This window comes from Nocardia huaxiensis, from assembly GCF_013744875.1.
Classification (GTDB): Bacteria; Actinomycetota; Actinomycetes; order Mycobacteriales; family Mycobacteriaceae; genus Nocardia; species Nocardia huaxiensis.
In genome coordinates, this window is sequence record NZ_CP059399.1 from 3,719,987 (window position 1) to 3,734,678 (window position 14,692).

Below are 14,692 nucleotides of genomic sequence, written 5' to 3' on the forward strand. Positions count from 1 at the left end.
TCGCTTTGTCGGCACCCCGTGACCCCACGGCCCGATCCCCCCACCCCACAGCCCCGATCCGAGCTGTGCGGTGCAGGGTTGGGGTGTGGGGTTGCCGGGGAGTGGCTACTACTCTCGGGGGTATGACTTCTGCGGCACCGGTTTTCCGGACCAGGCGTGTGGTGACGACTCGGGCGGGTGGGTTCTCCGGGGCGCCTTATGACTCGTTCAACCTCGGGGATCATGTGGGGGATGATCCGGAGGCGGTGCGGCGCAATCGAGTTCGGCTGGCCGAGAGCATCGGGCTGCCGCCTCGGCAGTTGATCTGGATGGAGCAGATCCACGGGCGGAATGTGGAGATCGTGGACGGGCCGCGGGATGAGGCGGTGCCCGCCACGGATGCGCTGGTGACCACGCAGCGGAATCTGGCGCTGGTGGTGTTGACCGCCGACTGTGTGCCGATTCTGCTGTCGGACGACGAAGCCGGGGTCATCGCGGCGGTGCATGCGGGGCGCATCGGAGCGCGGATCGGGATCGTGCCGCGGGTGCTGGAGGCCATGATCTCGGTGGGGGCGCGGGCCGAGCGCATCGGGGCCTTCCTCGGACCGGCCGCGAGTGGGCGGCAGTACGAGGTTCCGGCGGCCATGCGCGCCGATGTCGAGGCGCATCTGCCGGGCAGTGCCACCACCACGGCCAAGGGGACGCCGGGGTTGGATCTGCGCGCGGGCATTCGCCGGCAGCTCGAGGCGGCCGGTGTCGGGGCGGTGGCGGTGGATCCGCGGTGCACCATCGAGGACAAGACCCTGTTCAGTCACCGGCGCGGCGCGCCGACGGGGCGACTCGCCGGTGTGATTTGGATGTCATCCGAAGGAATCGCAGAATGACCGAGACTCCCACCGCCGCAACCGGTTCCGATCGGGCCGGGGTGGCGCGCGTCACGGGGGCGCCCGAGCGCGTCGCGGAACTGTCCGCGTCGCTGGCCGCCCTGAACGATCGCATCCACGCAGCGTGCCGGGCCGCGGACCGCGATCCGGGCACGGTGCGCCTGCTCCCGGTGACCAAGTTCTTCCCGGCCTCGGATATCGAGATCCTCTATGGGCTGGGCCGTCGCGAGTTCGGTGAGTCCCGCGAGCAGGAGGCCAGCGCCAAGGTGGCGCAGCTGGGACACCTGTCCCAGATACGCTGGGAATTCATCGGCCGCCTGCAGCGCAATAAAGCGAAACACGTTGCACGCTGGGCGGATACCGTCTATTCGGTGGACAGTGATCGGTTGGCAACCACCCTGGACACGGCTGCCGAGGCCGCCCTGGAGGCGGGGGAGCGCCACACCCCCTTGCGCGTGCTGCTGCAGGTCAGTCTCGACGGTGACACCGCGCGCGGCGGCGTCACCGCGGCCGACCTTCCGGCGCTCGCCGATCATGTCGCTGGTTCGGCATCACTGCAGCTCGGAGGCTTGATGGCGATCCCGCCGCTGGAATCCGATCCCGAAGCGGCGTTCGCTCAGCTGCAGTCCATCCACTCCTATCTATTGGCCGCGCATCCCGAGGCCGCGGAGCTGTCGGCGGGCATGTCGGGGGATCTCGAGGCCGCGATCCGCCACGGATCCACATGCGTGCGTGTCGGTACGGCGTTGATGGGCGCGCGACCGATAACCTCCGAGTAGCAAAGAAACCTCATCAGTCACATTTGAAACATATGCTTGGTGACAGACGAGGTCTGAGCAGGACAACACCCCCAGGCCAACCGGGGCCGAAGGAAGGTCGACCAGAATGAGCACGCTGCACAAGTTCAAGGCGTACTTCGGGATGGTTCCGCTCGAGGATTACGAAGACGATTACGTCGACGACCGCGGACCCGCGCCCCGGAGCACCGATGAACGCGGTCAGCGCCGCCCCCGGTCCTACGCCGAACGCGACTACGACCGGTACGAGCACGAGCGCGGTGACCGCTACGACGACGAGCCGGCCTACGAGCCGTCGTACAAGGCCCCCTACAAGCCGGGTTACAGCGCCGCCTCGCGTCGCGACGACTACGCCGACGACCGGTACGAGGACGAGCGGCTCGAGCGTGACCGCTACGACGCCCCGCGTCGTCCCACCCGCATCGACACCGCGCCCTCCAGCCGCACCCGCGGCCTGGGTGGCTCCGCGCCCATGGTGCGCGGCACCACGCGCGGCGCGCTCGCGGTGGACCCGGAGGCCGAGCGGCGCATGGAAGAGCTGCGAATGGAGGAGCGCCGAATCGAGCAGGCGCCCCGCCGTTCTCAGATCTTCGAGGACGGAGGCCCCTTGTCCAAGATCACGACGCTGCGTCCGCGGACGTACGCGGAGGCCGCCATCATCGGCGAGCGTTTCCGCGACGGCACCCCGGTGATCATGGATCTGGTCGAGATGAGCAATGCCGATGCCCGCCGTCTGGTGGACTTCGCCGCGGGTCTCGCCTTCGCCCTGCGCGGTTCGTTCGACAAGGTCGCCACCAAGGTGTTCCTGCTGTCGCCGGCCGATGTGGACGTCTCCGCCGAGGAACGCCGCCGGATCGCCGAAACCGGCTTCTACAACCAGAAGTAGGGTCCCCTCGTCATTCCGGCATGTCCTTGGCCGGAATCCATCGAAACAGGTTGCCGCACTGAGGGTGTGGATCCCGGCCAAAAAGCATGCCGGGATGACGAGGGTGGGTCCGGGCGGGGGTTGGTTCGGAAGAAAGATTGCCGCTGGGGAGCGGCGGGGGATGCAGGGGGAGTATCGCGTGTCTGGCTTGTTCAGGCCTCTTGGCTACTTTGTGGCGTTCACCCGCCGGTACCCGATTCAGAGCCGTCGAAACCGCTTTGTGAGCGGCGCGATCCCGCGTCCTATTTTGCAAGGCACCGATTCTGAGGCAGAGTGAACGACGTGGCCCTGTTCCAGGTGTTGAACCTACTGCTGTTCCTCTTCTGGCTGCTGCTGATCAGCCGAGTCATCGTCGAGTTCATTCGCAGCTTCGCGCGCGACTGGCGGCCGACCGGCTTCGTCGTGATCGTGCTGGAGGTGATCTTCACGATCACCGACCCGCCAGTGAAACTCCTGAGGCGTTTGATACCCCCAGTGAATCTTGGGGGAATTCGGCTCGATCTGTCGATTATGGTCCTGCTATTCATCGTCTTCATCCTGATGTCGATCACCGGCTCGCTCGGGCAGTCGGTAGCTCAGGTGTGACAGAATGGGCCCAAAGAAAGCTTGCCCAGATCTACCGCTAGATCTCCAACGAAGCGTGAAGGGATCGTTCCATGCCGCTGACCCCCGCTGATGTTCATAACGTCGCGTTCAGCAAACCACCGATCGGGAAGCGCGGATACAACGAGGACGAAGTCGACGCCTTCCTCGACCTGGTCGAGCAGGAGCTCTCACGCCTCATCGAGGAGAACGCGGATCTTCGCCAGCGCGTTGCCGAATTGGACGCCGAGCTGGCCGACGCGAAGAAGAACCGGGGTCCGGTTCAGCAGGTGAAGCAGCCGCCGGTGCCCGAGCCCGTGAAGGCCGCACCGCCCGCGCCGCCGCAGCCGATGCCCGCCCCGGCGCCCATGCCGGTCAAGGCCGAGGCCCCTTCCGCGGATGCGAATCTGCAGGCCGCCAAGGTCCTTTCGCTGGCTCAGGAGATGGCCGACCGCCTCACCTCCGACGCCAAGACCGAAGCCGAGCAGTTGCTGGCCAATGCCAGAGCGAACTCGGAGCGACTGGTCAGCGATGCGCGCACCCGCTCCGAGGCCATGATCGCCGACGCCCGCCAGAAGGCGGAAGCCATGCTGTCGGACGCGCAGACCCGCAGCGACTCCCAGCTGCGCCAGGCCAAGGAGAAGGCCGACGCCCTGCAGGCCGACGCCGAGCGCAAGCACACCGAGATCATGGCCACCATCACCCAGCAGCGCAGTGTGCTGGAGAGCCGGATCGAGCAGCTCAAGACCTTCGAGCGCGAGTACCGGGTGCGCCTGAAGTCCTACCTCGAGTCGCAGCTGGAGGAGCTGGAGAACCGTGGTTCCGCGGTGCCGGTCGACGGCGGCGAATTCGGTGGGGAAGCGGCCGGCAACGGCGCACTTCTCAAGGGCGGCAAGTAAAGTCGTAGATACGGCCATTGGTGCCGCGCTGGTCCAACAGTTCCGAGAAGTTCATAGGCGGGCAGCGCGGCGCCGCCACCGATCCAGCACGAGGGGTGGGTCCTCATGCTCGTGGTGACGCTTGTTCTCGCTGCTATCGGCTTCGGACTGCTCGTGACGGCCCTGACCACCGGTTCGGTGATCTGGGCGTGGGGCTGCATCATCGTCTGCGTCATCGGGGCGGTGCTGCTGCTGACGAGCGCGTTGTCGCTGCGCGAGGACGACGAAGACTCGCAATCGCATCCGGGCGGCAGGCACATGAAACACTGAGGCAGAGGGTCCAGGGAATATCCGCTGGACTGCTCTGGCTAGAATCGAAGTAGCTTTACGACGTTGATCCGGCCATCACCGGGGAGTCTTCGGAAGAACGGCAGCTCGCGCTGCTCACTAGAACCGAACGGGTGAGCCCGTCACAGCTCGCAACGAAGCGGTCCGGCAGTTCTCGCCGGGCAAGCGGGGTGGTACCGCGGTCACGACGCACCCGCGTCGGAATCGTCCCCGTGCCAAGGGTTTTCGGCACGAGGAGACTGAGAGGCCGCCATGGCGGACGAGACCACAGCCCGCGACGCGTACCCCCGCGTCGATCTGAACCAGGCCGGCAGCGGCCAGGTGTCCTTCCCTGCGCTGGAACAGCGGGTCCTCGCCTACTGGGCCGCCGACGACACCTTCCGTGCCAGCATCGAGAACCGTTCCGATGCAGAGGAATTCGTCTTCTACGACGGCCCGCCGTTCGCGAACGGCCTGCCGCATTACGGTCATCTCCTCACCGGTTATGTGAAGGATTTGATCCCACGATTTCAAACGATGCGCGGGAAGAAGGTCGAGCGCCGTTTCGGCTGGGATACTCACGGCCTGCCCGCGGAAATCGAAGCCGAGAAGCAGCTCGGTATCACGGACAAATCACAGATCGAGGAGATGGGCCTCGCGGAATTCAATGCCGCGTGCAAATCCTCGGTGCTGCGCTACACCAATGAGTGGCGCAACTATGTGACCCGCCAGGCGCGCTGGGTCGACTTCGACAACGACTACAAAACCCTCGACCTCGACTTCATGGAGTCGGTCATGTGGGCGTTCAAGTCGCTGTACGACAAGGGTCTGATCTATCAGGGCTTCCGCGTGCTGCCCTACAGCTGGTACGAGCAGACACCGCTGTCGAATCAGGAGACGCGCCTGGACGACGCGTACAAGATGCGCCAGGATCCGGCGGTTACCGTCGACATGGTGCTGAGCGTGCCGGCCGAGCATCCGCTGGCCGCCCTCGACGGCGCGAACGCGCTCATCTGGACCACCACGCCGTGGACCCTGCCGTCCAACCTCGCCATCGCCGTGCACCCGGACGTCACCTACGCGCACGTCGAGGGCAAGGACGGCAAGCGCTACCTGCTTGCCGCCGAACGCGTCTCGAACTACACCCGCGAGCTGGGCGAGGAGCCCACCGTGCTGTCCGAGCACTCGGGCGCGGCGCTGAAGGATCTGCGCTACGCGCCGCCGTTCGACTTCTTCGCCGGTCATCCGAACGCGCACCGCGTGCTCAACGCCGACTACGTGACCACCGACTCCGGCACCGGCATCGTCCACCTCGCCCCGGCCTTCGGTGAAGAGGATATGGACGTGGCCTCGGCCGCCGGCATCGAACTGGTGCAGCCGCTCGACGCGGGCGGCAAGTTCACCTCCATGGTGCCGCCGTACGAGGGCCTCATGGTGTTCGACGCCAACCCGGTCATCATCAAGGACCTCAAGGCGGCCGGAAAGCTGCTGCGGCACGAGACCATCGAGCACTCCTACCCGCACAGCTGGCGTTCCGGTCAGCCGCTGATCTACATGGCGGTGCCGTCCTGGTTCGTGGCGGTCACCAAGTTCCGCGACCGCATGGTGGAGCTCAACCAGCAGATCACCTGGGTGCCCGAGCACATCCGCGACGGCCAGTTCGGCAAGTGGCTCGAAGGCGCGCGCGACTGGAACATCAGCCGCAACCGGTACTGGGGTTCGCCCATCCCCGTGTGGGTTTCGGACAATCCGGAGTACCCGCGCATCGACGTCTACGGTTCGCTCGACGAGCTCGAGCGTGACTTCGGCGTGCGCCCGACCGACCTGCACCGGCCCATGATCGACGAGCTGGTGCGGCCGAATCCCGATGACCCGACCGGGAAGTCGATGATGCGGCGCACCCCCGAGGTGCTGGACTGCTGGTTCGAATCGGGCTCCATGCCCTTCGCGCAGGTGCACTACCCGTTCGAGAACAAGAACTGGTTCGACGGCGGCCACGGCGACGAGAACGGCAACCCGGTCCCGGGCCACAATCCGGGCGACTTCATCGTCGAGTACAACGGCCAGACCCGCGGCTGGTTCTACACCCTGCACGTGCTGGCCACCGCGCTGTTCGACCGTCCGGCGTTCAAAACCGTTGCGGCGCACGGCATCGTGCTCGGCGACGACGGGCTCAAGATGTCCAAGTCCAAGGGCAACTACCCGAACGTCAACGAGGTCTTCGACCGTGACGGCTCCGACGCCATGCGCTGGTTCCTCATGGCCTCGCCGATCCTGCGCGGCGGCAACCTGATCGTCACCGAGCGCGGCATCCGCGAGGGTGTCAGCCACGCGCTGCGGCCGCTGTGGAACGCCTGGACCTTCCTGCAGCTGTACGCTTCGAAACCCGGTACCTGGCGCACGGATTCGCAGCATGTGCTGGATCGCTACATCCTCGCGAAGCTGGCGCAGACCCGCGACGTGATGACCGAGGCGCTGGAGACCTACGACATCGCGGGCGCGTGCGACGAGCTGCGCTCGTTCGCCGACGCGCTGACCAATTGGTATGTGCGCCGGTCGCGTTCGCGGTTCTGGGAGGAGGACCGCGATGCCATCGACACCCTGCACACCGTGCTCGAGGTGACGACTCGCCTTGCGGCGCCGCTGCTTCCGCTCATCACCGAGGTGATCTGGCGGGGTCTCACCGGCGGCCGCTCGGTGCACCTGGCCGACTGGCCGGCCGCGTCCGACCTGCCGCACGACGCCGAGCTGGTGTCGGCCATGGATGAGGTGCGCACGGTCTGCTCCACGGTGCTGTCGCTGCGCAAGGCGCAGAATCTCCGTGTGCGCCTGCCGCTTTCGGAGGTCACCGTGGCCGCGGCCGACGCCGAGCGGCTCGCCCCGTTCGTCGAGCTGATCGCCGACGAGGTGAACGTCAAGAAGGTCGACCTCACCACCGATGTGGCCGCGCACGGCCGCTTCGAACTGGTCGTGAACGCCCGCGCCGCCGGTCCGCGCATCGGCAAGGAGGTGCAGACGGTCATCAAGGCGGTCAAGGCCGGGGAGTGGAGTGAGGCCGCCGACGGCACCGTCACCGCCGCGGGCATCGCCCTGCTGCCCGAGGAGTACACCCAGCGCCTGGTGGCCGCCGAACCCGAGTCCACCGCCGCCCTGCCCGGCAACTCCGGGCTGGTGGTGTTGAACTCGGTGGTCACCGAGGAGCTGGAGGCCGAGGGCTGGGCCCGCGACCTCATCCGCGACCTGCAGGAAACCCGCAAGTCCACGGGTCTCGACGTCTCCGACCGCATCACCGTGGTCCTCGACGTCCCGGCCGAGCGCCTGGCCTGGGCGCAGACGCACAGGGACCTCATCGCCGGTGAAATCCTCGCCACCGCACTGACTTTCGGTGACGCGGGCGCGGATGCCGCCGAGATCGTGGGCGGCGTGAAGGTGTCGATCAGCAAGAACTGACGATCGAGCGAACACCGAAGGGCGGGGCCACTGCGGCCCCGCCCTTCGGCTGTACCAGCACTCGTCATCCCGGCGTGCTTTTGGCCGGGATCGACACAGCGACAGCGCCCCATCTCTGTGGATTCCGGCCAAGAACATGCCGGAATGACGAGGGCGGTGTGGATTCCGGCCAAGAACATGCCGGAATGACGAGGGCGGTGTTGGGCCGGCAGTGGCGTGGCCAACACCCGCGTGCGACGTGTTGGCTCTTGTGTGGCTGCTGTTGCCTGCGATACAACAGTTATGCGCCAGCAACTATCAACGTCAGGTTGAGCTTGCGTGTTCTGCTGATCGACGCAACTGATAGAAAAGTGCACTGCCAGGCAAGTCGTACCGGTGTGGATGCCATGGGGAAGTGGTTCATCCCGCACAGGAGAGTTTGCTGTGCTGTCGCCAATCGGCTCGTCGGGTGGTGTGCCACACCTGAAGGGCGAGTTGTATGAGCAGTCGCTGGATTCGTCGTACCGCCAGATTCCTCACCACGATCACCGTCGCACTGACCCTGGCCGCACCCCTGTGGGTGGGTGCCGCCGCCGCGGACACCGGCAGCGGCACCGGCAGCGCCTCCTCCGGCAGCGCCACCGGATCGTTCTCCGGCAGCGCGAGCGGTTCGGCGCAGCTGCCGGTCACCAGTCCCCGGGCGGTCGCCGCGCTGGCGGTGGCTTCCACGCAGATCGGAAAGCCCTACGAGTGGGGTGGCACCGGGCCGGACGCCTGGGACTGCTCCGGCCTGGTGCAGTGGGCCTATCGGCAGGTGGGTATCAATCTGCCCAGAACCACCTGGCTGCAGGTGGATTCGGGGCTCGAGGTCCCGTTCCACGCGCTGCAGCCCGGCGATGTCGTGATCTTGAACGGGGATGCCTCGCACGTGGGCATCTACGCCGGGTTCGGGCAGATCCTCAATGCGTACGACTGGGGCGTGCCGGTGGGCTTCACTCCGCTGTCCCAGTTCGAGATCTACGACATTCGCCGCTTCTACTGAATCTCGTTACTCCACAACCAGTTCCACGGGGATATTGCCGCGGGTGGCCTTGGAGTAGGGGCACACCTGGTGGGCGGCCTCGACCAGGGCGCGGCCGGTTTCGTTCTGCAGGTGCTCGGGCAGTTCCACGCGCAGCACCACGGAGATGCCGAAGCCGGTCTCGTCGTCCTTGTTCAGGCTGACGTCGGCGGTGACCGAGGTGTCGCCCAGGTCGGCCTTCTGGGTGCGGGCCACGACCTGCAGCGCGCTGGCGAAACACGCCGAGTAGCCCATGGCGAAGAGCTGCTCCGGGTTGGTGCCGTCGCCGGTGCCGCCGACGGCCTTGGGCTGGGCCAGCTTCAGGTCGAGGTAGCCGTCGGAGCTGACGGAGCGGCCTTCGCGGCCGACCGAGGTGGCGGACGAGGTGAAGAGTGTGGTCATGGCGTTCCTCCTAGACAGACTTGTCTGTTCACGTCTGACGCCAAGGGTAGACAGATCTGTCTGCTAGAGTCAAGGGCATGAGCGAAGCCCGCGAACGCCTCCTGGACACGGCCACCCGGCTGTTCTATGCCGAGGGCATTCACACCGTGGGCATCGACCGCATCATCGCCGAGGCGGCCATTGCCAAGGCCACCTTCTACCGGCACTTCAAGACCAAGGACGACCTGGTCGTCGCCTACCTCACGCGCGAATACGCCCGGCAGAAGGGCGTGCTCGAGGCCGTGCCGGGCGAGGGGGCCGAGTCCATCACCGCCATCTTCGAGCGGCTCGGCGAATTGAGCTGCGGCCCGGGGTTTCGTGGCTGCCCGTTCCTGAACGCGGCGGTGGAGTTCCCGAATCCGGACCACGCGGTGCGGGCGATCGTCGACGACTACCGCGGCTGGTTCCGCGATCTCATGGCCGAACGGCTGCGCCAGGACGGGCATCCGGATCCGGACGGCACGGCCCGCGCGCTGCTGCTCACTCGGGACGGAGTTGCTCTCAGTGGCGGCGTCGGCGACAGCGAAACCGTCCGAGCCGGTATTCGAACCGCCCTGGCGCACTTGGCGAAGTAGGCCCTCGGTCAGACGCCGACCGATTCCTCCATCTCCTCCTCCGCGGCCGCGCGGGCATCGGGGTGGACGGCCTGCCGGGGAGCCGTTGCGGCGCGGCGCTTTTCAGTGCGTCCGGCGAGGGCGATGAGCAGCAGGCCCGCCGCGAACCACAGCACCAGGCTCAGGATGCGGCTGCCGAATCCCGCGCCGTCGAAGTACAGCAGGCTGCGCGCGCCCTCCATGAAGCCCGCGCCGTTCCAGAATCCGTGCAGTGTCCCGAAGAAGTCGTTCTGCAGCCACGGGCTGTAGACGCCGCCGGAGCTGGTGAAGTTCAGCATGACGAACAGCACCATCATGGCCAGGGTGGTCCAGCGTTGCAGGTAGGTGTGCAGGCCGATGCCGATGGCCAGCACGCCGGCCGAGTACAGCCACGACATGGCCCACACCGCGCCGAGGTCGTGGTCGACCACGTGGAAGACCGGTCCGGCGACGGCGAGGCCGATGAGGCTCACGATGAACGAGGTGACCAGCCCGAACAGGGCGCGAATCCACATGGGCAGCCCCGCGCCCGCCGCGCCGATGGCCGCGACCGAGCCGTAGGAGCCGATGCTCAGCGCCACCAGCAGGAAGAAGATGCCCTGCGCGGTCGGGTCGCCGGACGCGGGCGAGGTGACGTCGGTGACCGTGAGCGCCACGCCCTGTTTGTCGGTGACCTGCTGGAATACCAGCTCGGTGGCCATGGCGGTGGTGTCCGAACCGGCCTTGGCGACAAGCAGTTCCGGGTGCTGGGCGTCGGGGACGAACGCGCCCGCGAGGTCGCGGTTCTTCAGTTGCGCCACGGCCGCGTCGCGGTCCGGCACGGTGATCACGTCGAGGGCCTTGCCGCCCTGATCCTTCAGCGTCTGCGCCAGCACCATCGCCTGTGGGTTGTCGCCCACGACCGCCACCGCCAGATGGTTGGGTTCGGGCTGGTGGAACGCGCCCAGGTAGGCCAGGCCCATGCCGAGGCACATGAGCAGCGGGGTGAGCAGGTGGGTGGCGACGTGCCGGATCTGATGCGAGGCCATGAAATCTTCTCTCAATAGTTGGCAAATACAACCAAGCGAAGTTGTACTATACAACCATGGATGCGGAAGCGGAACTCCCGGACCGGGCCGAGGCGATCGAGGTCATACAGCGCGAGCTCACCGCCTTCGCCCGCCGCGCGCGGGGGCGAGCCACCGAACTGCACCCGGAGCTGTCGCTGGTGGCGTCGAGCATTCTCGACCTGGTCATCGAGCGTGACGGCTGTCTGGCCGCCGACCTGGCGGGGCATTTCCACCTGGACAAGTCCACGGTGAGCCGGCAGGTGGCGGCGCTGGAGAAGTCGGGATACCTGGCGCGCGCGGCGGATCCGGCCAATCGCCGCAATCAGGTGCTGCGGGCCACGCCGGAGGGGGAGCGCGCGGCGCACGCGGCGGCCCGCAGCCGGGCGACCGCCTTCGCCCTGCGCTTCCGCGATTGGGACGATTCGGATTTGACGCAGTTGGCGCGATATCTCCTGCGCTACAACGCCTCTGACGAATAGACTTGGCGCGCGTCTCGCCGGTCGGGGCGGGACCTTCCGCTGGAGGTGGACGTCATGTCCCAGGGGTCGAAAGGTTTCACCGAGGCAAGAGTCGGCAATCGCACGCGGATTGCCGCCATGCTGGGCGGCGCGCTGCTGCTGGCCGCCACCGTGATCGGATGCGGCGCCGAGCCGGATCCCGAGGCGAATGTCCCGGCCGAGGGCACGCGGGTCAGCGGCGGCCCCGGTACCGTCGCCAAACCCGGCTCCCTCGAGGGCTTTTCGTCACCGGAGAGCGTGCTGTTCGCCGAGGACCGCTGGTTCATCTCCAATGTCGGCGCCGAGCGCGCACCGCTCGCCAAGGACGGCGACGGGTATCTCACCGAACTCAACGCGGTCGGCACCGTGACCGCCCGCAAGGCCATGCCCCGTCAGGGCGATCCGCCGTTGCACGCGCCGAAAGGCATGGCGCATCACGACAATCGCGTATTCGTGGCCGATATCGATCGCGTGGTCGGCTACGACGTGGACACGCACGGGCAGGTGTTCGAGGCGCCGCTGTCGGGCGACGAGCCCGCCATGCTGAATGACCTCGCGCTGCTGGACTCGAAAACCTTGCTGGTCAGCGACAGCTTGCGTGGCATCGTGTACCGGCTGGATCTGGAGTCCAAGTCCTTCGAGTCGCTGGCCACGGCGATTCCGGGCGCGAACGGCATCGCGCTGGACCCGTCGGGCAAAGTGGCGTTCGTGGCCGGCACCGGAGCCGACTTCACCGGCGGCGATCTGTGGCGGCTGGATCTCACCCAGAATCCGGTGGTGCCACAGCGGGTCGGGAGCGTGCACGGCGTCCTCGATGGAATCGCGGTGCCCGCCAATGGAACCATCGTGATCTCGGACTGGGTCTCGACCACCAACCCGGATCAGGCCGGGTCGGTGCAGGTGTACAACCCGGACGGGTCGCTGTCGGCCACCGTCAGGCTGCCCGACAATCTGCGCGGCCCAGCCGATTTCACCCTCGACGGCACCGGCCGCAATATCTGGGTCCCGGCGATGGCCGACAACCGGGTCGTCGTGGTGCCGCTGCCCTAGCCGAATACGGCACCGCCGCAGGCGAATACGGCACCGCCGCAGGCGCTTACAGCTCCAGGCCCCTGGCCAGCACCGGCCAGGAGTCGCGCAGCGCGTCCTCCCAGTAGCCCCAGGAATGCGTTCCGGCCTGGCTGATCTCGAAGGTCGCCGGGATCTCCAGCGTCGCCAGCTTGTCCTTGAGATTGCGGGCGCACCAATCGCTCGCGGCCTCGAGGATGCCGCCGATGATGAGCTGCTGGGCGAGCCCGCCGTCGGCCGGGCCGAGGCTGCGCACATCGGAGAGGGTGTCGTGCTGGCCGGGCAGCCCGCTGCCGTTGGAGACGTAGAGTTCCAGTCCCCGTAGTTGTTCGGCGTGCACGTACGGGTCGTTGGCCACCCACGCCGGATCGCCGGGCGGCCCGTACATGTTCTCGGGATTGCCGCCGCCGATGCCCACCACGATCTCGGCGAACTTGCGCCCGATGGGATCACTGATCTGCGCGCACCCGCTGTAGGCCGCCACCGCCCGGTACAGCCCCGGCTTGGCGATGGGCAGCTGCAACACCGAGGTGCCGGACATGGACATGCCCGCGATGGCGCGAACTCCATTGGTGTCCAGGGCTTCATCGATGATCGGCGGCAGTTCCTCGGTGAGGAACGTCTTCCACATATTGGTGCCGAGCGCGGGATCGGCTGTGCGCCAATCGGTGTAGTAGCTGTGCTTGCCGCCGATCGGCATGACCACGTTCACGTTCTTGTCGCCGAAGAACGACACGGAGTCGGTGTTGCGCTTCCAGGTGGCCGTATCCTGGCCGCCCCCAGCGCCATTGAGCATGTACAGCACCGGGCGCGGTTCGGAGGCGTCGGCCGGCCGCTGCACCTCCACGGTGATGTCGGTGTTCATGGCGGCGGACCACACGCGCAGCACCAGATTGCGCGCGTCGCGGATCTCGAAGGCGGCGATGCGGGAGCCGTCCTCGGAAACCGGTGTGGCAGCGAGGGTTGCGGTGCTGGTGATCGGATCGGGCGGGGGAGTCGCCGTCGCCGGTGCGGACAGCACAGTGATCGAACCGAGCAGAGCACTCACCGCTGTCGCGAGCGTCGCCGCGCACGTAACCGAACCGCGTAGCAAAACCAAACCTTCGAACTCATCGGGTTCCCGACCCGCTAGGGATAATCTCCGATAAGCCCGAAATGTTGCAAGTGGGACAAGTCACTACGGCGTGTGCGGCAGGATCACTCGCCGACGAGCTGCCGCAGCAGCGGCCCGTACTCGGGATGCGCCAGCGCCGAGGCGAATTGGGCGACCAGGTAGTCGGCCGGATTGCCGGTGTCGTACCAGCTGCCGCGAATCACCTGGCCGTACACCGGGTTTTCGGCCGCGAACAGGTTGATGGCATCGGTCAGATACACCTCGCCGGTGCGGTGGGTGTACCAGTTGTCCACCTGGCGGCGCAGTTCCGCGATGATGCCGGGGGTGACCACATACCCGCCGATGGCCGCGTACGAGGAGGGCGCGTCGGCGGTCTTGGGCTTCTCCTTGAGCCCGCTGATGCGCATGAGCCCCTCGCCGATGGTCTCCTCGACGACCGGCACGCCGTAGCGCTGGGATTCGGCCGGGTCCATGGGCATGAGCGCCAGCACGGGCGCGCCGGTCTTCTCGTAGGCGTCGATGAGCTGCTGGGCGCGCGGCACCTCGGCGACGAAGACGTCGTCGGGCCACAGCACCAGCATGGGTTCGTCGCCCAGATTGCGGGCGGCATTGAGCACGGGGGTGCCGTTGCCGTAGGGGCCGTGCTGGTCGAGGTAGGTGATGTGGCCGAGGCGGCCCAGTTCGTAGACCTCTTCCACGGCGTCGGCGTAGGCGGCCTTGCCGTCGGCGCGCAGCTGCGCGACCAGTTGCGGATTGGGCCGGAAGTGGTCCTGGATCAAGGACTTTCCGGCGCTGACCACGATCGTGATATCGGTGATGCCGGAGGCGACCAGTTCGCGCACGGTGTGCTCGATGACCGGTTTGTCGCCGACCGGGAGCATCTCCTTGGGAATCGCCTTGGTCAGCGGCAGCAGCCGGGAGCCGATACCTGCGGCCGGGATCACGGCCTTGCGAATCGTCATGATCCGATCATCACATACCTCAACAGACGTACTTGTCGGTAGTCGCGCGTACATTGCCCACTGTGGACACCTCTGCCGATAGCAAAGTCGCTGGTCGCAGCGCTGTC

At 66.9% G+C, this 14,692-nt stretch carries 15 protein-coding genes; 11 read left to right on the plus strand and 4 right to left on the minus strand.

Going from position 1 to position 14,692, the window contains the following annotated elements; translation table 11 throughout:
- Nucleotides 1-122: 122 nt before the first annotated feature.
- The 8 genes from pgeF (at nucleotide 123) to H0264_RS16585 (ending at nucleotide 8,843) form a co-directional block, all read left to right on the plus strand.
- Entirely contained in the window at nucleotides 123-863 is a 741-nt protein-coding gene (pgeF, locus tag H0264_RS16550) for a peptidoglycan editing factor PgeF (RefSeq protein ID WP_181584789.1), read from the plus strand.
- Entirely contained in the window at nucleotides 860-1,642 is a 783-nt protein-coding gene (locus tag H0264_RS16555) for a YggS family pyridoxal phosphate-dependent enzyme (protein WP_181584790.1), read from the plus strand. The genes pgeF and H0264_RS16555 overlap by 4 nt, the downstream gene beginning before the upstream one ends.
- A gap of 106 nt (nucleotides 1,643-1,748) precedes the next feature.
- Nucleotides 1,749-2,546, plus strand: coding sequence for a cell division protein SepF (locus H0264_RS16560; RefSeq protein ID WP_181584791.1), 798 nt, complete (start codon nucleotides 1,749-1,751; stop codon nucleotides 2,544-2,546).
- A 321-nt stretch (nucleotides 2,547-2,867) separates the two neighbouring features.
- Nucleotides 2,868-3,170: a YggT family protein gene (locus tag H0264_RS16565; protein ID WP_181585602.1), complete on the plus strand. Its 303-nt coding sequence runs from the start codon at nucleotides 2,868-2,870 to the stop codon at nucleotides 3,168-3,170.
- A gap of 71 nt (nucleotides 3,171-3,241) precedes the next feature.
- A complete protein-coding gene (wag31, locus tag H0264_RS16570; protein WP_181584792.1) occupies nucleotides 3,242-4,066 on the plus strand; it encodes a DivIVA-like cell division protein Wag31 in 825 nt (274 codons plus the stop codon).
- A 105-nt stretch (nucleotides 4,067-4,171) separates the two neighbouring features.
- The gene (locus tag H0264_RS16575; RefSeq protein WP_181584793.1) at nucleotides 4,172-4,375 is read left to right on the plus strand and encodes a hypothetical protein; all 204 of its coding nucleotides are present in this window, start codon (nucleotides 4,172-4,174) and stop codon (nucleotides 4,373-4,375) included.
- 270 nt (nucleotides 4,376-4,645) lie between these two features.
- Nucleotides 4,646-7,822: an isoleucine--tRNA ligase gene (ileS, locus tag H0264_RS16580; RefSeq protein ID WP_181584794.1), complete on the plus strand. Its 3,177-nt coding sequence runs from the start codon at nucleotides 4,646-4,648 to the stop codon at nucleotides 7,820-7,822.
- Between the two features lie 478 nt (nucleotides 7,823-8,300).
- Nucleotides 8,301-8,843, plus strand: a complete 543-nt coding sequence (locus tag H0264_RS16585; RefSeq protein WP_181584795.1) for an NlpC/P60 family protein — start codon at nucleotides 8,301-8,303, stop codon at nucleotides 8,841-8,843.
- A gap of 6 nt (nucleotides 8,844-8,849) precedes the next feature.
- On the opposite strand, the gene H0264_RS16590 is transcribed toward H0264_RS16585, so the two are convergent.
- A complete protein-coding gene (locus tag H0264_RS16590; protein WP_181584796.1) occupies nucleotides 8,850-9,263 on the minus strand; it encodes an organic hydroperoxide resistance protein in 414 nt (137 codons plus the stop codon).
- A 77-nt stretch (nucleotides 9,264-9,340) separates the two neighbouring features.
- Here H0264_RS16590 and H0264_RS16595 point away from each other — a divergent pair, with 77 nt between their 5' ends.
- Nucleotides 9,341-9,877, plus strand: a complete 537-nt coding sequence (locus H0264_RS16595) for a TetR/AcrR family transcriptional regulator (protein WP_181584797.1) — start codon at nucleotides 9,341-9,343, stop codon at nucleotides 9,875-9,877.
- Nucleotides 9,878-9,885: 8 nt separating this feature from the next.
- On the opposite strand, the gene H0264_RS16600 is transcribed toward H0264_RS16595, so the two are convergent.
- On the minus strand, nucleotides 9,886-10,923 hold the full coding sequence (locus tag H0264_RS16600; protein WP_181584798.1) for a hypothetical protein: 1,038 nt from the start codon (nucleotides 10,921-10,923) through the stop codon (nucleotides 9,886-9,888).
- Between the two features lie 56 nt (nucleotides 10,924-10,979).
- Here H0264_RS16600 and H0264_RS16605 point away from each other — a divergent pair, with 56 nt between their 5' ends.
- Nucleotides 10,980-11,423 (plus strand): MarR family winged helix-turn-helix transcriptional regulator, encoded by a 444-nt coding sequence (locus H0264_RS16605; RefSeq protein ID WP_181584799.1) that lies wholly within the window; start codon nucleotides 10,980-10,982, stop codon nucleotides 11,421-11,423.
- A gap of 54 nt (nucleotides 11,424-11,477) precedes the next feature.
- On the plus strand, nucleotides 11,478-12,491 hold the full coding sequence (locus tag H0264_RS16610; protein WP_181584800.1) for an SMP-30/gluconolactonase/LRE family protein: 1,014 nt from the start codon (nucleotides 11,478-11,480) through the stop codon (nucleotides 12,489-12,491).
- 46 nt (nucleotides 12,492-12,537) lie between these two features.
- Here the strand turns inward: H0264_RS16610 and H0264_RS16615 are convergent, their stop codons facing one another.
- Together H0264_RS16615 and H0264_RS16620 are read right to left on the minus strand one after the other, a co-directional pair.
- Nucleotides 12,538-13,557, minus strand: a complete 1,020-nt coding sequence (locus H0264_RS16615) for an alpha/beta hydrolase (protein ID WP_420832069.1) — start codon at nucleotides 13,555-13,557, stop codon at nucleotides 12,538-12,540.
- A gap of 149 nt (nucleotides 13,558-13,706) precedes the next feature.
- On the minus strand, nucleotides 13,707-14,585 hold the full coding sequence (locus H0264_RS16620) for a UTP--glucose-1-phosphate uridylyltransferase (RefSeq protein ID WP_181584801.1): 879 nt from the start codon (nucleotides 14,583-14,585) through the stop codon (nucleotides 13,707-13,709).
- Between the last annotated feature and the right edge of the window lie 107 nt (nucleotides 14,586-14,692).